Origin of the sequence: Roseovarius sp. E0-M6, assembly GCF_037083845.1 — a bacterium.
Lineage (GTDB): Bacteria > Pseudomonadota > Alphaproteobacteria > Rhodobacterales > Rhodobacteraceae > Roseovarius.
Genome location: NZ_JBAPLA010000001.1, coordinates 691,481 through 712,289, shown reverse-complemented (window position 1 = coordinate 712,289; position 20,809 = coordinate 691,481). Strand labels below are relative to the sequence as shown.

Here is a 20,809-nt window from a genome sequence, read left to right as displayed (position 1 = left end):
ATGCGCCTCGTTCTTCATGTCATTTTTTTGCTGTTACCCGCCTTGCCCGCCATGTCCGAGGACGTGTCACTTGACCTGCCACAACCCGGATCTGTCAGCCGCGCCGAAGGGCTCGATGCCTTCGCCCGCATCTACAAGGTCGCCAGCCACCCGCGCTGTGCCAATTGCCATGTTGCCACGAACACCCCGATGTGGACCGGCCCTTCCTTCGACAGGCCCGGCCCGCACGGCATGAACATCACAGCCGGGTCAAGCCGGATCGGGGCCGAGCACCTGCTCTGCTCCACCTGCCATACGGAGTTGCAGGAGGACCGCCCCGATGCCAACGAAGACCCCCACGCCGCGCCGCGCGTCGCACATGCCTGGCGCCTGCCGCCAGTTGAATTCGCATGGTTCGACAAATCCCCGCGCGAGGTGTGCGAACAGTTGCGCGCCCCCGAAACCAACGGCGGCATGACCTTTGTCGACCTCGCCGAGCATGTGAACCATTGTCCGCTTGTCCATTGGGGCTGGGCCCCGGGCGGCACGCGTGAGCCCGCGCCCTACTCGCTCAAGGCGCACACCCGCGATATTCTGCTCTGGGGTGCTGCGGCCATGCCCTGCCCCCAATAGCGCACCGCGCCCGCGACCTACGCGCTTGCACCCCCCTCACGGGGGTGCTTCAAAGGGTCATGCCGCGCCTCACAGCAACCCTTGCCCTTCTCCTTTCAGGCTGGCTCATCGCCGCCCCGCTCGCCGTGTTTGCGGGCCTGCCGTTGCCCTATCTGCTCGGGCCGCTCATGCTTTCGGCCAGCCTCGGTATCTTGCGCCCCGGCCTTCTCCCCGAAGGCTATGTCTTCCCTCAGCCCGTGCGCCTTGTCTTCATAGGTCTCATCGGGATGATGATCGGCGGTCAGATCACCCCCGCGCTATTCTCCGAGCCTTTGCGCCTTATCTTCAGCGTTGCGGCGCTGGCCGGTTTCGTCGCCGCAGTTCAAAGCTTCAACTACTTGATATTCCGTCATTTCGGCGGCTATGATCGCGCCACGGCACTCTGTGCTGGCGCGCCCGGCGGGCTTTTTGAATCCATCGCGCTTGGCGAAGAGGCGGGCGCCGATCTACCCCGCCTCATGCTTCAGCAATTCCTGCGCGTGATCCTTGTGGTGACCGCCCTGCCCATCGGACTGTCGCTCTGGCTCGGGGCCCCGGTCGGAAGTTCGGTAGGCGCATCCTTCGCCCGCGCCGGAACTGATTGGGGGGCCTTTCCGGCCATTGTCGCCACCCTTGCGGCGGGCATCCTCGCCGGATCACTGCTGCGTTTGCCCGCACGACAATTGACCGGCCCGCTTCTGGCTGCTGCGGTCGTCACCCTCACCGGCCTCGCGCCGATCTCCCTGCCGCAATGGCTGATCAATGATGCACAGATCGTGGTGGGCATCGCCCTTGGCCTGAGGTTCAAGGGGCTGGACCGCGCGCTCCTGATGCGCGGGGCTTGGCTGTCGCTGCTCTCGGTGGCCGGGATGATGCTGCTCGCCGCGTTCTTCGCCGGCCTGTTGGGTCTTGCCTGGTCCGAGCCCTTTGACGTCCTCCTGATCAGTTTCGCACCCGGCGGCCTCACCGAAATGGCGCTCGTCGCCCTCTCACTCGAGGCGAACCCGGCCTTCGTTACCCTTCATCACATCATTCGCATCCTGCTCACCGTGCTGGGCCTCGGGGCCCTGTCGCGGCGCCTTCCCCGCAAGCTTTGACAGCGCCACCCCGGCACAGTATCTGAACGCACGTTCAATTCCATGACAGGAGCCCACCCCATGCAAATCACCGAGACCACCGCCATCATCACCGGGGCCGCTTCTGGCCTTGGCGAAGCCACCGCCCGGCACTTTCGGGCTCGGGGCGCCGCCGTGACCCTTCTTGATCGCGATGTCGAACGGGGCCGCGCAATAGCCGGGGAAATCGGCGCGCATTTCGTGGAAACCGATGTCACAGACGAGGCGTCAGTAACCACGGCAATCGCCACGGCCCGTGACGCGATGGGGCGCGTGACCGCCGCCATAAACTGCGCCGGGATCGCCACAGGGGCAAAAACCCTTGGCCGCGACGGGCCCCACCCGCTCGACACATTCCGCCGCACCGTCGACGTCAATCTTGTCGGAAGCTTCAATGTCGCCCGCCTTGCAGCCGCTGAGATCGCGCGCAACGATCCGGCCCCCGATGGCACGCGCGGCGTTATCGTCAACACCGCCTCTATCGCCGCCTTTGACGGGCAGAAGGGCCAAGCGGCCTATGCCGCGTCCAAAGGGGGTATCGTCGGTCTGACCCTGCCCATGGCGCGTGACCTGACACGTGAGGGAATTCGCGTCATGGCGATCGCGCCGGGCATCTTTGCCACCCCCATGCTCAAGGGCCTTCCGCAGGCGGTTCAGGATGAGTTGGCAGCCGATGGTCCGTTTCCCGCGCGGCTGGGGGATCCCGATGAATACGCGGCGCTGGCACGGTTTATTGTCGAGTGCGATTATCTCAACGGTGAGGTTATCCGCCTCGATGGCGCGCTTCGAATGCAATGATCGCGGTTAACAGGTGGCAAATTCGCCGTTCAAACGCACCGACGTGAATGCCGACGTGGATACCGATGCCGGCCTTAGCCCCCGGCCTCGTCCTTTTCGGCAAGTGTGAGCCACTCTTCCTCGGCCGCCGCCAAGGCCTCCTGACGCGTATTCAGCGCCTCGGTGGCCTTGCGAAATTTGACCGGTTCGCGAGTAAAGAGGTCAGCATCCGATAGCAGCTCTTCAAGCTTGCCGATCTCGGCCTCAAGTCGCGCGATCTCGGCAGGCAGGGACTCAAGCCTGTGCTTTTCGGTAAAGCTTAGCCCTTTTACCTTTCGGGCCTGCTGCGCTTGCGTTGACTTTGCCGCATTAGCCTTTGTCTTTTCTTGCTTTTTGGCGGTTTCTTCGGCTTTGCGTTGCGATCTGTAATCGCTCCAACCGCCTGCATAGACCGTGGCGCGACCATCGCCTTCCATCGCGACTGTCGTCGCGGCGACGCGGTCAAGGAAATCGCGGTCGTGACTCACCAGAAGGACAGTCCCATCGTAATCGTCCAGCAACTCCTGAAGAAGGTCCAGCGTCTCGATATCAAGATCGTTCGTCGGTTCATCGAGCACCAGAACGTTGCTCTCGCGCGCCATCAGCTTGGCCAGCAGAAGCCGCGCCTTTTCACCCCCCGAGAGGGACTTGATCGGTGCCCGCGCCTGCCGCTCGTCGAACAGGAAATCTTTAAGATATCCAACAACATGCCGGGGTTGACCGCGCACCATGATCTGATCGGCGTTGCCCGCCACGCGCATGTCCGGCTCACCAGTCAGGCTCTCCCAGAGAGTCATGTTCGGGTCAAGCTGCGCGCGCGCCTGATCAAAGACCGCAACAGCCAGTTTGGTGCCATGCTCGACCGTGCCCTCATCGGGTTCAATCTCTTTCAGGAGCAGCTTTAGAAGTGTCGTCTTGCCAACCCCGTTCGGCCCCACAAAGGCCACTCTGTCACCGCGCTGCACGCGCAGATCAAACTTTGTTAGGATTTGCGTGTCACCATAGGCTTTCGCGATGCCGCGCGCCTCGATCACCCGTTTTCCCGATTTCGGCCCCTGCTCAAGCGCCATCGCCGCCGCGCCTTGCCGCTTGATCTGTGCCGCCCGTTCGGCACGCAGATCCTGAAGCGCGCGCACCCGTCCTTGATTGCGCTTGCGGCGGGCGCTGATGCCCTCGACCGCCCAACGGGCCTCGGCCTTGATCTTGCGGTCAAGCTTGTGACGGGCGCTGTCCTCTTCTTCCCAGACCTTCTCGCGCCACGCTTCGAAATGCGTAAAACCTTTCTCCTGCCTGCGCGTCATTCCCCTGTCTATCCATAGGGTTGCACGCGTAAGCTCACGCAGGAAAGCGCGGTCATGGCTGATCAAAACAAAGCCTGCGCGCGCCGCCTTCAACTCGGATTCGAGCCACGCGATCGCCTCGATATCAAGGTGGTTCGTCGGCTCGTCCAGAAGCATCAGGTCCGGCGCCTCTGCCATGATCCGGGCCAGTGCCGCGCGCCGCCGCTCCCCACCGGACGCGGTCGCGACCGGCCGATCGGGGTCGAACTTCAGTCCGGCCCCCGCGCGCTCCACCCGGTACATCTCACCAGGATCGAGAGTTGCCGACGCGAACTCACCCAGCGTCGCGAATCCACTCATGTCTGGGTCTTGCTCCATATATCCCACACGGATGCCGGGGGTGACCACCCGTTCCCCGGTATCAGGTTCAACAAGACCCGCCATCACCTTGAGAAGTGTGGACTTTCCCGAACCGTTGCGCCCAACGAGCGCGACCCGGTCGCCCGGCTGAACCACCAGTGAAAGGTCATCGAAAATCGGGGCGCCCCCAAAGGTGAGCGAGATATCGGAGAGTTGCAAAAGGGGTGCGTGTGCCATGCGCGCCGGGCTATCCCCGCCGCGTCCGCTCGTCAAGCGGGGCTATTGCGCGACGGCGCGCAGAAGCCGTTGCCGCGCCGGCGGAATGGCCGCGATCTCGACCCCGGTGAACACATGCAGGGTGTTCATCTCGGCATCCACCACGGCATGATCACTCACCCAGCCGCCCATCGTCAGATAGGTCTTGAGCAGCGGCGGCATCCGTTTCATGGCCTCTCGCGTGTCGGGGCGGGCCCGGCCCAGCATCCGCGCAAAGGGCACCACCTCGGGCGACTTCACCGCAGGCCGCCAGTGTCGCGGAGCAAGATGACGTTGCCCCAAAAGTGCGAACGTATCCGAATACCGCCATGCATCGGTGCCGCTAAACGATGAACAGCCGAACAGCATCTCAATTCCGTGCTGGTCGACATATCGGGTCATCGCGCCCCACGCGACCCTCAGGATATCGGGATCGCGCAGGCCCGGCGCAACACAAAAGCGCCCCATCTCGACAAGCGGACCTTTGAAATCCGCAAGCGTTTCAAGGCCATAGAACTGCGCGGAATAGCTTTTGCCGATTTGGTCCCCGGCACTCAGCGGCAGGAAGCGATAGCAGCAAACCAGCGCGCCACTGTCCCGGTCCTCGACCAGCATGTGTTGGAAATCGGTGTCGAACTGGTCGGCGTCGGGCTCTGCGCCGCGTCCGAATACCTCGGCCCTGAGACGTTGCGCGCGGTTCACATCCTGTGTGTCCCGCGCCTCATGGGCGATGTAGCGTCCCTTGGAAAACATCCGCCATGCCCTCCCGCCATGTTACATGGATCACAATAGATGCCACGATCCTAACGGACAAGCGATGACAGGGCGATGACGCCTCAGGCCCGGATCAGAAGAAATCGCCGGGGTTCAGACGTCCGATATTGCCCAGGGCCTGCCGGAGGAAGCCGTTGCCTTCGACGGAATTGTCGGTCACGCGCCGCGTCAGGCGCACGGGACGTCCCTCTTCAAGGCCAAAGGTCTCGATATTGCGGACCACGTCCGCCTCGTCAAAGCTGATCGCGAGAACCGTGCGGTCGACCACCTCGGGCCGGAACGCGCCGAAGTGGCGCACAGTGCTCGTGACATAATAGTAATTGCCATCTCCAAGAAGACCCGAGGTCGATGGCGGGCCGATCGTATCGTCGACCGTCGCGCGGGTATCGACCCCCACCAATACATTCTGAAGGTCTTCCGGCGGGGGGACATATCCATGACTGCGATATTTTGCCGTGCAGGCCGAAACGGCCAGCAGCACGAGGATCAGAACCCCGGATTTCCAACGAAACACCTGTCTCACGTCACCTGCCCCTTGATCTTGGCCGCCCACGCCTTTTATCCCGCATACAGTATTGTGGTCCAGAGGATCAAACAAGAAAGCGGGGGCGTATGCCAAACAAGACCTCAACAACCGACACTTTGCGCGTTTCCTCGCTTTCGCAGCGGGCTCCGAACCGGTTTCGCATCGCCCCCGATGCCGAGGCCATGGCCGCCCTCGCCGAGGAGCTTGATCTCGTGGACCTTCGCAAGGTGGTGTTCGAAGGCACGGTTCAATCAGAGGGCCGGCGCGACTGGCGTCTTGACGGGCATCTTGGGGCCACGGTAACACAGCCCTGTGTTGCCACGCTTGCCCCGGTGACAACGCGGATCGAAACAGATGTGACGCGCCGCTTTCTTGCCGAGGGCATTGCCGTGCCGGAGGGGGACGAGGTGGAAATGCCGGATGACGTGGATCAGGAGCCGCTCACCGAAACGATCTCGCTTGGGGCGATCCTGACCGAGGCGCTTTCGCTGTCCCTGCCGCCTTATCCACGTGCCGATACCCCCGACCCTGTCGAGGCCCGCGCCACACCCAAAGGGGCAGAGCCGCTCACCGATGCCGACACCAAACCCTTTGCCGGGCTTGCGGCCTTGCGTGACAAGCTCGAGGGCGATGGCTGAAACTCTCTGCCGCACAGCAGCAAAAATAGCTTGCCCCGGCGTCTTTTCGCTGTATTTTCGCGCTCTCATCGGACTCTGGGGTTTTCGCGCGGCCTGCAAACGGTTATGAGCCGCGAGACTCGCATGAAACCGGGCCATAGGGCCCACAGAAATTGAGGTTGAGACATGGCTGTCCAACAGAACAAAGTATCGAAATCGCGCCGCAACAATCGTCGCGCGCACGATTCGCTCACAGCGGCGAACCCCAACGAATGCCCCAACTGCGGGGAGCTCAAGCGTCCGCACCACGTGTGTGTCGCCTGTGGCCACTATGCGGACCGCGAAGTCGTCACGATGGCGGACGAAATCGACTTGGAAGACGACGCAGCCTGAGCCGCTCATAAAGGACGTTCGCCCGCATGACCGCGCATGAGGATCAATCCACGGCGGGGACCGGGCGCACCGTTATTTCCGTTGATGCCATGGGCGGTGATCGCGGGCCGGGTGTTGTTGTGTCTGGCTTGGCGCATGCCGCCAAGAAAAACCCCGACATCGCCTTTATCCTGCACGGTCCCAAAACCGAGCTGGAGCCGCTTGTCGCCAGACGCCGCCACCTTGATGGGCGCATCGAAATTCGCGATGCGGCCGACGTCGTGGCGATGGAGGACAAGCCGAGCCAGGTGATGCGCCACGGGAAAACGACGTCGATGTGGTCGGCGCTCGAGTCCGTGCGCGCAGGCGATGCGACGGTGTGTGTGTCCTGCGGCAACACCGGTGCGCTCATGGCGCTTTCGGTGCTGCGCCTGCGGCGTCTTGCCGGTGTCTACCGCCCCGCCATCGCCGTGCTCTGGCCCTCGCGCAATCCACAAGGGTTCAACGTGTTGCTGGATGGCGGCGCCGATATCCGCGCCGACGCCAAGGACCTCATGCAATACGCGCTGATGGGCGTGTCCTATGCGCGCAATGGGCTCGGTGTCGAAAATCCCCGCGTGGGCCTTCTCAATGTCGGCACAGAAGAGCACAAGGGCCGTGCCGAACTCCGCGAGGCTCATGACCTGATCACAGCGAATGCCGACAAGGCCGGGTTTTCCTTTGTGGGATTCGTCGAGGGCCGCGACCTGCCCGAGGACATCTGCGATGTGATTGTTACCGACGGGTTCACCGGCAATGTCGCACTCAAGACAGGCGAAGGCACGGCCGAGTTGATCTCGGAACTGCTGCGGGCCGCATTCAAATACTCCCCCATGTCGCGGCTCGCCTCGATGCTGGCCTATACCTCGCTTCAGCGCCTGAAAAAGCGGATTGACCCGCGCCGGGTGAATGGCGGCGTGTTCCTTGGCCTCAATGGCACCGTGGTCAAATCGCATGGGTCGGCCGACGCCACTGGCTTTTCCGCGGCAATTAAGCTCGCCTTTCAACTGGCCGAAAGCGGTTTTACCGAACGGCTTGCCGCGAGTGTCGCTGCCGCGTCGCTTTTGGCCGACGAAGGCCGCGACGATGATGACGATGACACGTCGTCGAAAGAAGGTGATCGCTCATGACGACCCGTGCTGTGGTTCAGGGTGTCGGGCACTATCTGCCCGAACGCGTGGTTGAAAATGCCTGGTTCGAAGGGTTTCTCGAAACGTCGGACGAATGGATTCGAAGTCGTTCGGGAATCGAGCGCCGTCACTTCGCCGCCGAGGGGGAAACCACCTCGGATCTGGCGGTGCATGCCTCATGGGCGGCACTCAAGGACGCGGGGCTGGAGCCGTCGGATATCGACTGTGTGCTGGTTGCCACGTCCACCCCGGACCTGACTTTTCCGTCCGTCGCCACCATGGTCCAGAGCCGTCTTGGCATGGCCACGGGCTTTGGCTTCGATGTGCAGGCGGTTTGTGCTGGATTCATCTATGCGCTGTGCACGGCCGATGCGCTGATCATATCCGGACAGGCGCGGCGCATTCTCGTGATCGGGGCGGAAACCTTCAGCCGCATCATGGACTGGGAGGATCGTTCCACCTGTGTGCTCTTTGGCGATGGGGCCGGGGCGCTCATCCTTGGGGCCGAGGAGGCGAGCGGCACCAAGGAAGATCGCGGCATCCTCTCGACCGATCTCAATTCGGACGGGCGCTACAAGGACATGCTGTTCGTGGACGGGGGCGTTTCGACCACGGGCACCTCGGGCAAACTGCGGATGCAGGGCAATCAGCTTTTCCGTCAGGCTGTCGAGAAACTGACCAGCACGGCAGACACGGCCCTTGAAAAGGCCGGCCTGCTCAGCAGCGATGTCGACTGGATTGTGCCGCATCAGGCGAACATTCGCATCATTCAGGGCACCGCGCGCAAGATGGGTCTATCCATGGATCGGGTGATCCTCACCGTGCAGGATCACGGCAATACCTCTGCCGCATCTATCCCCCTGGCCCTATCGGTGGGGGCATCCAAAGGCGACATCAAACGCGGCGACCTGATTCTAAGTGAGGCGATCGGCGGCGGTCTGGCGTGGGGCGCAGTGGTTCTTCGCTGGTAAAAACGCGCAAATCAACGCGTAAACACCAAGCTGCAAGCCATTGATATTGACTCGCAAAATTCTTCCCCGCAAAGTTGGCAAAAGCCAACGGGGGACGGCATGAGTGAAACGACACTGACACGTATGGACCTGAGCGAAGCGATTTTCCGCGAAGTCGGTCTTTCCAGAAACGATTCTGCCCAACTCGTCGAAAGCGTTCTTGACCACATGTCCGACGCCCTCGCCCGAGGAGAGCAGGTCAAAATTTCGTCATTCGGCACATTCTCGGTGCGGGACAAATCCGCCCGTGTCGGGCGCAATCCCAAGACCGGTGAAGAGGTTCCGATCAACCCGCGCCGCGTGCTGACATTTCGTCCGTCCCACCTGATGAAAGAGCGGGTCGCGGCGGGCAACAAGGCCTGAGGCGCAAGTGTAAATGGGCAAATCCGCCGACGCGTTCCGCACCATCAGTGAAGTGGCCGACTGGCTTGGCGTTCCTGCACATGTGCTGCGGTTCTGGGAAAGCAAGTTCAGTCAGGTCAAGCCTGTCAAGCGGGCCGGCGGGCGGCGGTATTACAGGCCGGCGGACATGCGCCTTCTGGGGGGTATTCGCAAGCTTCTTCATGATGACGGCATGACCATCAAGGGCGCGCAGAAACTTCTCCGCGAACAAGGGATCAAACACGTCGCCTCATTGTCCGCACCGCTTGACGGCGAAGAACCGGACGAGACCGATCTGATCGAGGCCGCGCCGATGGAAACCGAGGCGGAACCCGAAACCGCCCGTGTCCTTGATTTCGCCCGTGACACCGACACCCGGCCCAAATCACGCGAAACATCCGCCCCCAACACGCCGAAGCCCCCTCAGGCGCCTGCGGCCCCGCCGCAAGAGGCGCATACACAGGCGGACGACCCTGCCCCGGCGCGCGCGATGCCCCCCAAAGACACCGGCACGGAACGACCGCAACCGATTGAGGCGACAGAGTCATCGTCCGACGACACCGATGGCACGGACACCCCCGACGCCGAAGGCACGGGCGACGATGAGACCTTGCCGACCGGCGGGACATCGGAACCACCCGCACCGCCCCAGCCCGCGCAAAGTCCACCACCTAGCAGTTTCCTGCCGCCCAAACCTGCGGACCCGCCTGCGCCATCAAACGAGGGGCTCGAGCCGGACCCCGACACACCCGAGGCGCCTGCCCCCACTTTCCAAGATACGCCCAAACCACCGGCCGAGCCGCCCGCGACACCCCCTGCGGACAGTGGTGAGAGCGGCCCCGCCCCGTCATTCGAGACAGACGCCGCCACCGAGCCGGAAGAAGCACCAGAACCCGGGCCAACGCCAGAGCGCACCGAGGCCGGGACCGCACCCGAGGAAAAGACCGCGGCGCCGCCACGCACCACGCGCATCTCCGTGCCCGACGATCCAAGCGATACAATAGACGCCGCGCGCGGCGGGCTTACCACCGTTGCCGACATCCCGTCGGCCCCGCGTAGCGAAGACGAGCGCACGGCGCTGGCCGCCTTCGCGGGCCGGCTGCGCGCTCTGACTGACGGTTCGGAAAAAACCAGAAGATGATCCCGCGCTTTTTGGGAAAATCCCCTTGTGTCCCAACAGAAAACCGCTATGAAACGCCCACCATCGTCGGGCTATGGCGCAGCCTGGTAGCGCGTCCGTCTGGGGGACGGAAGGTCGCAGGTTCGAGTCCTGCTAGCCCGACCATGTTTCTTATCCCCATTTGCCCGGCCCGGCCCATCCGAGAGGTCCTCGCATGACCGGTGTTCTTGCAGACAGCCAGATCCACGAGATGATCGGCGCTGGCCGGATCGCGGCCACGGCCCCGTTTCAACCCGGGCAGGTTCAGCCCGCCTCGCTTGATCTGCGGCTGGGTGACATGGCCTATCGGGTTCGCGCCTCTTTCCTGCCGGGGCGCGGCAATACCGTGACCGACCGTCTGGATGAGCTGACCATGCACGAAGTGCCGCTCACAGGGGGTGCGGTGCTGGAAAAGGGGTGCGTCTATGTGGTGCCCCTGACCGAAAGGCTGGCCCTGCCCGACGGCATGACCGCCGCCGCCAGCGCCAAAAGCTCGACCGGGCGGCTTGATCTGATGACCCGGGTGATCACCGATCACGGGGTCGAATTCGATCGGGTCTGCGACGGATATGACGGTCCCCTTTATGCCGAGATTTGCCCGCAAAGCTTTTCGGTGGTGGCCCAACCCGGCCAGATGCTGACCCAGATCATCTTTCGGCATGGCCGCACCGCCTTGAGTGACGACGAATTGCGCGATGTCCATGCCCGCACACCGATCGTGTCGGACACGCCGGTCATCTCCGAAGGTTTGGGATTCTCGGTGGATTTGCGCCCCGAGACGGGTGATCTTGTGGGGTATCGTGCCAAGCGACACACGGGCCTGATCGACCTTGCCAAGCTAAACCATTACGATCCGGCAGATTTCTGGGAAGAAGTGCGCACCACCAAAGGCCGCATCATCCTTGATCCCGGCGCATTCTATATCCTGATGAGCCGCGAAGCGATTTCGATCCCCCCCGACTGCGCCGCCGAAATGGCCCCCTATGTGGCCATGGCAGGCGAGTTTCGCGTTCATTATGCGGGGTTCTTCGATCCGGGTTTTGGTTGGGCCGAGGCGGGTGGCACGGGGTCACGCGGCGTGCTTGAGGTGCGTTGCCACGAAGCACCTTTCGTGCTTGAGCACGGTCAAGTGGTCGGACGCCTCATATACGAGCGGATGGCGGCACGGCCCGCGCTTCTATACGGCAAAGATCTGGCCTCGAATTATCAAGGCCAAGGTCTCAAACTATCCAAGCATTTTCGGGGCTGACACCTTTTGGGTGCCGCCGGAGCGGTGATTACATGCGGCCCATACGGCGTGTCGCGCGCATCGTCTGCTTGGCACGCTTGGTGGTTTCGCCGGTATCCGGCCCTTTTTCACCTTTGCCCATGCGACGGCCTACAGCGTCAATCCCGGCATTCACCCCGCGGTTCAAAACCCGGCGCGTCACCTGACGGATGACCATGTTGATGATGTAATTGGCGTTCATTTTCGCTCTCCTCTGCCTCTTGGGCTCAGATATAAGGGCGGAACATGGCAATTTCAGGGCATGAACGCCGCCCGTTTTGGCAAAACCCTAGCAAAACCGGGTCAATCTCGAAACCCTCGGCGTTCAGCCTTCGAACATCTCGCCCTGATCGTCTGCGGCAACCCCGCCCGCGTCATCCTCGTCATCGTCGCTTTCAGGCAGCCCCGGCATTGACCCCGGTGGCACCCGGTTGTCAAGAAGTCCGGCGGCCCGCAACTCCTTGAGGCCCGGAAGATCGCGCGCGCTTTCCAATCCGAAATGCGCCAGAAAGTCCTGTGTCACAACAAATGTCACAGGCCGGCCCGGAGTCATCTTGCGCCGGCCGAACCGAATCCATTCCAATTCAAGAAGTTGATCCACCGTGCCGCGGCTGACCGAAACACCGCGGATTTCCTCGATCTCGGCGCGAGTCACAGGCTGATGATAGGCCACGATCGCCAATGTCTCGATCGCCGCCCGGCTGAGCTTGCGGGTTTCGACCGTCTCGCGCTGCATCAGAAAGCCAAGGTCCGAGGCGGTGCGCATCATCCAGGCGTCTCCCACGCGGGCCAGCGTGACCCCTCGCCCCTCGTAACGTTTGCGCAGATGCACCAGCGCCTCGGCAGCGTCCGAGCCGTGCGGCATGCGCGCGTTCAACTCCTGAACCGTCACCGGCTCGGCGCTTGCAAAGAGGATCGCTTCGACCATGCGCTCCTGTTCGCCCATGGGCGGCGCTTCAAACAGGGTTTCTTCCGGTGCGTCCATATCCTCGGCCATATACTAGTCCCTGCGCTTAACCTTGATCGGCGCGAAAGTCTCGGATTGCTGTATCTCGAGCCGCCCTTCCTTGGCCAGCTCCAACGCCGCAGCAAAGGTCGATGCCGTGGCCGAGCGCCGCCGCGCGGGATCGACCGTGAATCCGTCAGGAAGCCATGTCGAGATGTCTGTCCACTCACCCGCGTATCCGATCAAGCCGCGCATCCGGTCCAGTGCCGCCTCAAGCGAAAAGATCGACTCGCGATCAAGCGCGTAGGGCCGGAACTCATCCTTGGTGCGCAACCGCGCATACCCCTGCATCAAATCCAGAAGTGTCGCGGTATAAGTAACGCGCCGCACCCGTTCGACACCCTCGGGAATGCCGCGCACAAAAAAATCTCGCCCCAGCCGGTCGCGCGCCATCAGCCGGGCCGCTACCTCGCGCATCGCCTGCAACCGCTCAAGCTGAAACGCCAGATGCGCCGCCAGTTCCTCACCGCTCGGCCCCTCTTCGGCAGGGTCCGGTGGCAGCAACAGACGCGACTTGAGAAACGCCAGCCACGCAGCCATCACAAGATAGTCCGCGGCCAACTCGATGCGAAGCTCGCGCGCCTTTTCAACAAATTGCAGATATTGCCGGGCCAGTTGCAGGATCGAAATTTTGCGCAGATCGACCTTCTGGGTCCGCCCCAAGGTCAGCAACAGGTCAAGTGGCCCTTCATAGCCATCCACATCAATGATCAAAGCCTCCGCCGCAAGGCGATCAGCCACGCTTTGCGTGGCCTCTGGCTGTTCTTCATCAAAGTGAGAGTCGGACATGCCCGCGCCGGTCTCCGGCCTTATTTCAACTGCCCAAGCTTGGCCGTCAGGGCCGAAATGTCAACCTCGCCGGGCGTTATGCGCGCTTTAAGCGCGGTCTCGGCGCGCGCTTGCGCCGCCGGGGTCATTCGCCCTGCCGCATCGGCCACCGCACGGCGGTCCTCAAGCGCGGCATTGCACAACAAAACGACATCGCACCCCGCATCAAGCGATCCGCGCGCGATCTCTGGCAGGCTTCCGTCAAGGGCCTTCATCGAAATGTCGTCCGTCATCAAAAGGCCGTCAAACCCGATCACCTCGCGGATCAGGCCCACCATCCGCGCCGACACCGTCGCCGGGCGATCATCGCAGCCTTCATAGACCACATGCGCCGTCATCGCCATCGGCAGGTCGGCCAACGCCGCGAAGGGCGCGAAATCCCGCGCCTTGAGCGCCTCGAGCGGTGCCGTGACGAATGGCAGGTCCAGATGGCTGTCACTGGTCGCGCGGCCATGTCCCGGAATGTGCTTCATCACCGGCAAAACCCCACCCTCAAGAAGCCCGTTGGCCACGGCACGGCCAATCCGTGCCACCTCCTCCGGGCTGTCTCCATAACAGCGGTCGGTCAGAAATTCATGCGTGTCAGGCGCGATCACATCCACAAGCGGCGCGCAATTGCTGTCGATGCCAAGCGCGCGAAGTTCGGCGGCCATGATCCGGTAGCGCAGCCGCATCGCCTCGGGGGCTTGCGCACCGGCGCGCCGGACCTCTTCGAGCGGCGGCACCCAGTCGGTCCAGTCAGGCGGGCGCAGACGCTGAACGCGCCCGCCTTCCTGATCAATCGTTATCACAGCTTCTCGGCCCACCGTCTCGCGCATCTCGTCGCAGAGGGCGCGCACCTGCGCGGGGCTCTCGATATTGCGTCCAAAAAGGATGAATCCGAATGGATCGGCCTCCCGGAAAAACGCCTTTTCCTCGGCACTCAGGCGCATTCCGCCCGCATCCAGAATCGTCGCGCCAAAGTGGCTCACCGCGTGACCACCGGGATGCATTCTGCCCGCTCGGACACCAGTGCGGAGCAGAACCGACGCGCATCGGCCAGATCCTCAAACCCCATGGCGCGCAGACGGTAGAAGGTCCGCCCGCCGCTTTCGGCCTTCTGGATCACGCGATCCTTACCCTCAAGGTAATCACCGAACCGCGTCTCAAGCCGCGTCCATTCCTCGCGCGCGATGTCTTCGCTCTTGAACGCACCCAGCTGCGCCAGACGGGTGCCCACCGGGATTCTGGCTGCGGCCACATCGCGCGTGCCCTGCCCGGTTTCGGCCATAACCGCCTCGGGATCTGCGGGTGTGAAGGTGGCGGGCCGAACGCGCGGGCGCAGTGAACGGCCAATTCCACCCTTTACGGCAGGCGCCGGCGCGGCCTGCATCGAGGCGGGCTGTAAGGTCTCAAGCGGCTCGACGCCCTCGGCCAGCGCATCGGCAAGGGCCCGCATCTTGGCGCCCTCATCGTCCTCGGTTGCGGCGGCGGCTGTGGTCTCGAGGCCGTCATTTGACGCTTCGGCCTCCTCGGTCGGGGCCTTGGTGATCTTCGCCGTCTTCTCAAAGCTGAGGTCAAGCGGCTCAGGCGCAAGGATAAGCCGGTCCGCGGGGTCCGCCGCCGTGCCATCGGCGGCCACATCGTTCACCGAAAAGCCCTGATGTTGGGCCTGTTGTCCGCCCGGATCGTCCGGGGTCACGCGCATCGGCCCCTTGGACGCTTCGACCACGGGAACGCCGCTGACGTCGCGGGTCATCGTCTGAACACCCCAGACCGTCACCCCAACCACCAGCGCGACCGAAGTCAGAGCGCCAAGAAAGTAGGTCGCCTTTTGAATGCTGTTGCCCTGTTGATCGCTCACGGGCGCGGCCATGGGCCGCGACGCCTGCATCTGTGCCATGTTCTGCCTCTCACGACCCCGGCCCTGCTACGGCCCGGGTCTTGTCCGCCTCGATTGCCCGGCCGATTTTTAATGTGCGGTTTGTTACCGCATCTCTTGGGCCGGTGTGACGCCGAGAATACCAAGACCTGCCGAAATGACAACGGTTGCGGCCCGGACAAGCGCGATTTTCGCCTGTGTTGTAGCTGCGTCACCCTCCTGCAAGAAGCGGAGCGACGGGTCGTCATGGCCCCGGTTCCACAGCGCATGCAATTCGCTGGCCAGATCATAGAGGAAAAACGCCACACGATGCGGCTCGTGGGTGCGCCCCGCGATCTCAACCTGACGTGGCCATTCCGCGATCTTGCGGGCCAGTGTCAGTTCGGCCTCGTGCGAAAGCCCGCCAAGATCGGCGCTCAGAAGCGCCGCATCGTCCACCGTGATCCCCGCCGCGTCGGCCTTGCGTAGAACAGAGGATACCCGCGCGTGGGCATATTGCACGTAGAAGACCGGGTTCTCTTTCGATTGCTCCACGACCTTGTCGAAATCAAAGTCGAGCGGCGCATCGTTCTTGCGGGTGAGCATATGGAACCGCGTCACATCGGCACCCACCATGTCCACCACATCGCGCAGCGTGACAAATGTGCCCGCGCGCTTGGACATCTTGAACGGCTCGCCGTTCTTGTAAAGCTTCACAAGCTGCGTCAGCTTGATATCCAGCGGCACCTGCCCGTCACTCAGCGCCGAAACAGCGGCCTTCATCCGTTTGACATACCCGCCATGATCCGCGCCGAAAACATCGATCAGCGCGTCGAACTCGCGTAATATCTTGTCATAGTGATAAGCAATATCCGGTGCGAAATAGGTCCACGCACCATCGGATTTCTTCACCGGGCGGTCCACGTCGTCGCCATGTTCCGTTGACTTGAACAGGGTCTGCTCGCGGGGCTCCCAATCCTCGGGTTTCTTGCCTTTGGGCGGCTCGAGCACGCCCTCATAGATCAGGCCCTTTTCCTCAAGCGCCTCAAGCGCGGCTTCGATCCGACCGGTGCCATAAAGCGACTTCTCGGAATAGAAGACATCCATCCTGACGCCAAGCGCGGCAAGATCCTCGCGGATAAGTTCCATCATCGCATCGGTTGCGAAATCGCGCACCTCGGTCAGCCAGGCACTCTCGGGTTGGCCGACATAAGCGTCGCCCACCTTTTCCCTGAGCGCGGCCCCCACCGCGATCAGGTAGTCCCCCGGATAAGTTCCGTCCTCGAAGGCGACTTCCTGACCATGCGCCTCAAGATACCGGAGATAAACGGACCGCGCGAGCACATCGACCTGCGCGCCGCCGTCGTTGATATAGTATTCACGCGTCACATCATGGCCGGTGAAATCCAGCAAACTGGCCAGCGCATCTCCAAAGACAGCGCCCCGCGTATGCCCCACATGAAGCGGCCCGGTCGGGTTCGCGCTCACGTATTCGACATTGACCCGCTGTCCCTGCCCCATATTCGAGCGCCCGAACTCTCCGCCCGCCGCGATCGCGGCGCGCAGCACCTCGTGCCATTGCGCATCGGCCAACCGCAGGTTGAGAAAACCGGGGCCCGCCACCTCGGCACTGACGATGCGGGCATCGTCCAAAAGCTTTGCGGCCAGCACTTCGGCGATATCACGCGGTTTAAGTCCGGCAGGCTTGGCCAGAACCATCGCGGCATTCGTCGCCATATCCCCATGCAGCGGATCGCGGGGCGGCTCGACCGTGACATTCCCGAGATCGAGCCCGGCGGGCAACGTGTCCTCGTCCATCATCGTTTCGAGTGCAGCAATCACCGCACCGCGTATTTCGGTGAAAAGGTTCATCTCTCTTGCGCCTTGTCTAGGGTCGCGCCGGGTTTATCACTGCCACAGGCCGCGTCAACGGGCGGAAATCTCCACGCCCTAGCCCGCGTCGCCTTTCACGGTAGTCTCGGCGTCTTCTGCGGCACGTTCCGCCGCCGCTTCTGCGGCCTTTTCATCTGCGTCTTCGGGCTCGGGCGCAAAGTAAACGAGATGCCAGCCCTCCCATGCCTGAACCTCCATATCCTTGGCAATAAGCCGCAACGCCTTGCCCGCGTTGACCTCTGCCAGAACGACAGCCTCGGGATTGGCCTCGACCCAAAGGTCGTGCTCATCCTCGGCGCCGGTCCACTGCACGCTCTGAACCGTCCAGCCCTCGGTCATCCGGCGCCCGATATCGAGATATCCCAGACCATCACAGATGGTCCGCCCACCCAGTGTCACGGGCATCGCATAGCGGCGGTGCTCCTGCTTGGCGGGTTTGAGCTGATAGACGTTTTCATGCCCGAATTCTGGCGCAAGGTCAGTGGTGACAAGCGTATTGAGCGCGTCATTGTCGCTCAGCGCGACGATGCGTCCAAAGCTGATGAATTCAACCCCGTGTTCGGCGGCCTCGGACAGGATATTGCCGACGAAAATGGGCAGCCCCGCCTCGCGTGCGGTGCGCAGGCGGGTGCGGTTCGCATCCGCCATCAGGACCGGCACATCAAGCCGCTTTAGCGCCTCGGCGAAAGCCGCCGAAAAGCGCGAGCCGCCGGCGAATATGACACCCGGCACCTGTGCCGCGCTCAGGCCAAGCGCGCGCGCCAAGGGCGACATGGTGAACCCATGCAGGATCACGGTCGCAGCCACCAGCGCGAAGGCCAACGGCGTAAGGCGCACCGCATCCTCGACGCCCCCGGCATAAAGGCGCTGCGCGAAAAGCCCCGCAACCGCCACCAGAACAACGCCGCGCGGTCCCGTGAACCCCACGAGAAGCCGCTCTTTCCACGGCAGATGCGTGCCGATGAACGACACCAGAACCGTTGCGGGCCGGACGATGAAAATTACCACCGTCACGAAGGCCAGCGCGCGCCAGTCCAACGCATAAAGCGTCTCGGGGGTCATCGAGGCCGCCAACAGAACGAACACACCCGAGACAAGCAGGATCGTCGCGTGCTCTTTGAACCGTCGCAATTCATCATAGCTGGGCAAGTCGGCATTGGCGATCCACAGGCCCATCACCGTGACCGCCAGAAGGCCACTTTCATGCAAAAGCGCATCCGACAGCGCGAACACGCCCAGCACGACGGCAAACAGAAGCGGCACCTTCATGAACTGCGGCACGAGTTCGCGGCGGAATGCCCTCACCACGCTCCAGCCCGCGACAGCGCCCAGTGCGGCGGCCACGGAAATGCCCACGGCCATGTCCAGAATGGCATCGCCCATGGTTTCGGTCGCGCGCAAAACGAGAACCAGTTCAAAGGCGATCACCGCCGCAAGCGCGCCAATGGGGTCATTGACGATAGCCTCCCAATGTAGAAGTTGCGCCGGCCTGCGCGGAAGCCGCGCCTGCCGCAAAAGCGGCGCGATCACGGTGGGGCCGGTGACGATCATGATCCCGCCAAAGACCACCGACGCCTCCCAGCTGAGCCCCGCGACGAAATGCAGCGCCATCGCCGACAGAAACCAGCCCAGCGGCGCACCGATCAGGACAAGCCGGCGCACTCCTTCCGCCGCCCCGCGCAAGCCATGCAGGTTAAGCGTGAGTCCCCCTTCGAACAGGATGATCGCCACCGCAACCGAGATCATCGGCCCGACCAGATCGCCGATATCGCGCATGGGATCGAAGATACCCAGAAGAGGCCCGACAATAAGGCCACCCAAAAGCATGAGAACGATCGCCGGCATCCTGATCCGCCACGCGATCCATTGCGACCCCACGCCGATGACACCCACCAACGCAAAGGCCATGATAGGAGACAAGGCTCCGTCTGCCGCCGCCTCTACCGCCATGCCTCGTCCTCGCTCATTTTCTCTGCAAAGAACTGGGCATGGCTCTGATAGGCGAACCTGTCTGTCATCCCCGCGATGTAATCCGCGACCAGACGGGCGCGCTCGGTCTCATTCGCTGCCTGTGCCACATCCGGTTGCCACGCGTCCGGCAGGTGCTCGGGACGGTCCATATAGAACGGAAACAGATCGCGCACCACCGTCGTCACCTCGTCGCGCATCCGCATGATGCGTGGCGCACGATACATGCGTGTGAAAAGGAACCGCCGGATAACCTGAAGATCCTCCCAAAGCGTATCGGAGAACCGGATCACAGGGCGGCCAAGCCGACGAAGCTCGTCGACATCGGTCACCTCCAAATCGGCCAGCACCTCGCGCGACCGGTCGATGACATCCCCCACCATGATGCCAAAAACCCGCCGCAACGCCTCATGCCGCCGCCGCACACGGTCAAGCCCCGGATGCGCCGCGTCCACCTCGGCATAGCACGGACCCACGATGGGCAGATCACGCAGGTCATCCTCGGTGAAAAGCTTTGCGCGCAGACCGTCGTGAAGATCGTGATTGTTATAGGCGATGTCATCCGCAAGAGCCGCCACCTGCGCCTCGGCACTGGCATGGGTGTGCAACTCAAGATCGTGACGCGCGTTATACTCGGCCAGAGCATAGGGCAGTCGTGACACGACCGGGCCATTGTGCTTGGCCAACCCCTCAAGCGTCTCCCACGTCAGGTTGAGCCCGTCGAAGCCTGCATAATGCCGCTCAAGCGATGTCACGATTCGCACCGCCTGCGCATTGTGGTCGAACCCGCCATAAGGCGCCATCAGCGCGTTAAGCGCGTCCTCACCTGTGTGACCAAACGGTGTATGCCCCAGATCATGGGCCAGAGCCACCGCCTCGGTCAGTTCCGAGTTGAGCCCGAGGGCCCCTGCGATGGTGCGCGCCACCTGCGCCACCTCGATCGAATGCGTAAGTCGGGTGCGGAAATAATCGCCCTCGTGCTCAACAAAGACTTGGGTCTTGTGCTTGAGCCTCCGAAACGCGCTGGAATGGATGATGCGGTCCCGATCCCTTTGAAAACAAGACCGAAAAGCACTTTCTTCTTCCGCGATGAGCCGCCCGCGCGTCGCAGTCGGGCGCGCGGCATACACTGCTGTCATGCCTCGATCCTTGTCGCTTCTCCCTGCCGCCCTTATATTGCACTTTAACGAAGCAAAGCCCAAGCGGATTCAGGATCATGCAACTTCCTCCCAAAGTTACCGAGCGCGCGTTTGAACGCCTTTCCGAAATCGGCGCTGACGAACAGGGTCAGGCCCTGCGCGTGGCCGTCGAAGGTGGCGGTTGCTCGGGATTTCAGTATGAGATCAAGCTCGACAAGCCCGAAGACGATGATCTCGTCCTCGAAGGGCACGGCCAACGCGTCGTGGTGGACAGTGTCTCGCTGCCCTTCCTCACCGGTGCCACGATCGACTTCACCGAAGAACTGATCGGCGCGCGTTTCACTATCGACAACCCCAACGCCAGCAGCTCGTGTGGCTGCGGCACGTCCTTCTCGATGTAACGT

At 62.7% G+C, this 20,809-nt stretch carries 22 protein-coding genes and 1 tRNA gene; 12 read left to right on the top strand and 11 right to left on the bottom strand.

What is annotated here, in order from left to right; translation table 11 throughout:
* Genes V8359_RS03505 through V8359_RS03495 form a run of 3 tightly spaced genes read left to right on the top strand, consistent with a single transcriptional unit; the run spans position 1 to position 2,543 of the window.
* The gene (locus V8359_RS03505; protein WP_336427320.1) at positions 1–612 is read left to right on the top strand and encodes a hypothetical protein; all 612 of its coding nucleotides are present in this window, start codon (positions 1–3) and stop codon (positions 610–612) included.
* Positions 613–671: 59 nt separating this feature from the next.
* Complete coding sequence (locus V8359_RS03500; RefSeq protein WP_336427319.1) at positions 672–1,727, top strand: AbrB family transcriptional regulator; 1,056 nt, start codon at positions 672–674, stop codon at positions 1,725–1,727.
* 60 nt (positions 1,728–1,787) lie between these two features.
* On the top strand, positions 1,788–2,543 hold the full coding sequence (locus V8359_RS03495) for an SDR family NAD(P)-dependent oxidoreductase (protein ID WP_336427318.1): 756 nt from the start codon (positions 1,788–1,790) through the stop codon (positions 2,541–2,543).
* A 74-nt stretch (positions 2,544–2,617) separates the two neighbouring features.
* Here the strand turns inward: V8359_RS03495 and V8359_RS03490 are convergent, their stop codons facing one another.
* From V8359_RS03490 to V8359_RS03480, 3 genes are all read right to left on the bottom strand, one after another.
* Positions 2,618–4,438 carry an ABC transporter ATP-binding protein gene (locus V8359_RS03490; protein ID WP_336427317.1) on the bottom strand — a complete coding sequence of 607 codons (1,821 nt, stop codon included), beginning with the start codon at positions 4,436–4,438 and terminating at the stop codon, positions 2,618–2,620.
* Between the two features lie 42 nt (positions 4,439–4,480).
* Positions 4,481–5,209: a GNAT family N-acetyltransferase gene (locus V8359_RS03485; protein WP_336427316.1), complete on the bottom strand. Its 729-nt coding sequence runs from the start codon at positions 5,207–5,209 to the stop codon at positions 4,481–4,483.
* Positions 5,210–5,303: 94 nt separating this feature from the next.
* Positions 5,304–5,753 (bottom strand): outer membrane protein assembly factor BamE, encoded by a 450-nt coding sequence (locus V8359_RS03480; protein ID WP_336427315.1) that lies wholly within the window; start codon positions 5,751–5,753, stop codon positions 5,304–5,306.
* 89 nt (positions 5,754–5,842) lie between these two features.
* Here V8359_RS03480 and V8359_RS03475 point away from each other — a divergent pair, with 89 nt between their 5' ends.
* The 8 genes from V8359_RS03475 to V8359_RS03440 all read left to right on the top strand — a co-directional run bounded on the left by V8359_RS03475 (position 5,843) and on the right by V8359_RS03440 (position 11,713).
* Complete coding sequence (locus V8359_RS03475; RefSeq protein WP_336427314.1) at positions 5,843–6,394, top strand: YceD family protein; 552 nt, start codon at positions 5,843–5,845, stop codon at positions 6,392–6,394.
* 165 nt (positions 6,395–6,559) lie between these two features.
* Positions 6,560–6,766, top strand: a complete 207-nt coding sequence (gene rpmF / locus V8359_RS03470; RefSeq protein WP_336427313.1) for a 50S ribosomal protein L32 — start codon at positions 6,560–6,562, stop codon at positions 6,764–6,766.
* 26 nt (positions 6,767–6,792) lie between these two features.
* Complete coding sequence (plsX, locus tag V8359_RS03465; RefSeq protein ID WP_336427312.1) at positions 6,793–7,914, top strand: phosphate acyltransferase PlsX; 1,122 nt, start codon at positions 6,793–6,795, stop codon at positions 7,912–7,914.
* A complete protein-coding gene (locus V8359_RS03460) occupies positions 7,911–8,885 on the top strand; it encodes a beta-ketoacyl-ACP synthase III (protein WP_336427311.1) in 975 nt (324 codons plus the stop codon). The genes plsX and V8359_RS03460 overlap by 4 nt, the downstream gene beginning before the upstream one ends.
* Positions 8,886–8,984: 99 nt before the next feature.
* The gene (ihfA, locus tag V8359_RS03455; protein ID WP_336427310.1) at positions 8,985–9,287 is read left to right on the top strand and encodes an integration host factor subunit alpha; all 303 of its coding nucleotides are present in this window, start codon (positions 8,985–8,987) and stop codon (positions 9,285–9,287) included.
* Positions 9,288–9,300: 13 nt separating this feature from the next.
* Positions 9,301–10,446 (top strand): MerR family transcriptional regulator, encoded by a 1,146-nt coding sequence (locus V8359_RS03450; protein ID WP_336427309.1) that lies wholly within the window; start codon positions 9,301–9,303, stop codon positions 10,444–10,446.
* A gap of 67 nt (positions 10,447–10,513) precedes the next feature.
* Positions 10,514–10,590: transfer RNA gene (locus V8359_RS03445), tRNA-Pro, on the top strand.
* 49 nt (positions 10,591–10,639) lie between these two features.
* Complete coding sequence (locus V8359_RS03440; RefSeq protein ID WP_336427308.1) at positions 10,640–11,713, top strand: 2'-deoxycytidine 5'-triphosphate deaminase; 1,074 nt, start codon at positions 10,640–10,642, stop codon at positions 11,711–11,713.
* A 28-nt stretch (positions 11,714–11,741) separates the two neighbouring features.
* Here the strand turns inward: V8359_RS03440 and V8359_RS03435 are convergent, their stop codons facing one another.
* The 8 genes from V8359_RS03435 to V8359_RS03400 form a co-directional block, all read right to left on the bottom strand.
* On the bottom strand, positions 11,742–11,933 hold the full coding sequence (locus V8359_RS03435; protein WP_336427307.1) for a hypothetical protein: 192 nt from the start codon (positions 11,931–11,933) through the stop codon (positions 11,742–11,744).
* A gap of 123 nt (positions 11,934–12,056) precedes the next feature.
* Positions 12,057–12,728: an SMC-Scp complex subunit ScpB gene (gene scpB / locus V8359_RS03430; protein ID WP_336427306.1), complete on the bottom strand. Its 672-nt coding sequence runs from the start codon at positions 12,726–12,728 to the stop codon at positions 12,057–12,059.
* A 3-nt stretch (positions 12,729–12,731) separates the two neighbouring features.
* The gene (locus V8359_RS03425) at positions 12,732–13,526 is read right to left on the bottom strand and encodes a segregation and condensation protein A (RefSeq protein ID WP_336427305.1); all 795 of its coding nucleotides are present in this window, start codon (positions 13,524–13,526) and stop codon (positions 12,732–12,734) included.
* Between the two features lie 20 nt (positions 13,527–13,546).
* On the bottom strand, positions 13,547–14,557 hold the full coding sequence (nagZ, locus tag V8359_RS03420) for a beta-N-acetylhexosaminidase (RefSeq protein WP_336427304.1): 1,011 nt from the start codon (positions 14,555–14,557) through the stop codon (positions 13,547–13,549).
* Positions 14,533–15,447: an SPOR domain-containing protein gene (locus tag V8359_RS03415; protein WP_336427303.1), complete on the bottom strand. Its 915-nt coding sequence runs from the start codon at positions 15,445–15,447 to the stop codon at positions 14,533–14,535. Before V8359_RS03415 ends, nagZ begins: the two co-directional genes overlap by 25 nt.
* An 84-nt stretch (positions 15,448–15,531) precedes the next feature.
* A complete protein-coding gene (gene argS, locus V8359_RS03410) occupies positions 15,532–17,277 on the bottom strand; it encodes an arginine--tRNA ligase (RefSeq protein ID WP_336427302.1) in 1,746 nt (581 codons plus the stop codon).
* A gap of 78 nt (positions 17,278–17,355) precedes the next feature.
* Positions 17,356–19,248, bottom strand: coding sequence for a cation:proton antiporter (locus tag V8359_RS03405; RefSeq protein ID WP_336427301.1), 1,893 nt, complete (start codon positions 19,246–19,248; stop codon positions 17,356–17,358).
* Positions 19,239–20,405: a deoxyguanosinetriphosphate triphosphohydrolase gene (locus V8359_RS03400; protein WP_336427300.1), complete on the bottom strand. Its 1,167-nt coding sequence runs from the start codon at positions 20,403–20,405 to the stop codon at positions 19,239–19,241. The genes V8359_RS03405 and V8359_RS03400 overlap by 10 nt, the downstream gene beginning before the upstream one ends.
* A 77-nt stretch (positions 20,406–20,482) precedes the next feature.
* Here V8359_RS03400 and V8359_RS03395 point away from each other — a divergent pair, with 77 nt between their 5' ends.
* A complete protein-coding gene (locus V8359_RS03395; protein ID WP_336427299.1) occupies positions 20,483–20,806 on the top strand; it encodes a HesB/IscA family protein in 324 nt (107 codons plus the stop codon).
* Positions 20,807–20,809 lie beyond the last annotated feature (3 nt).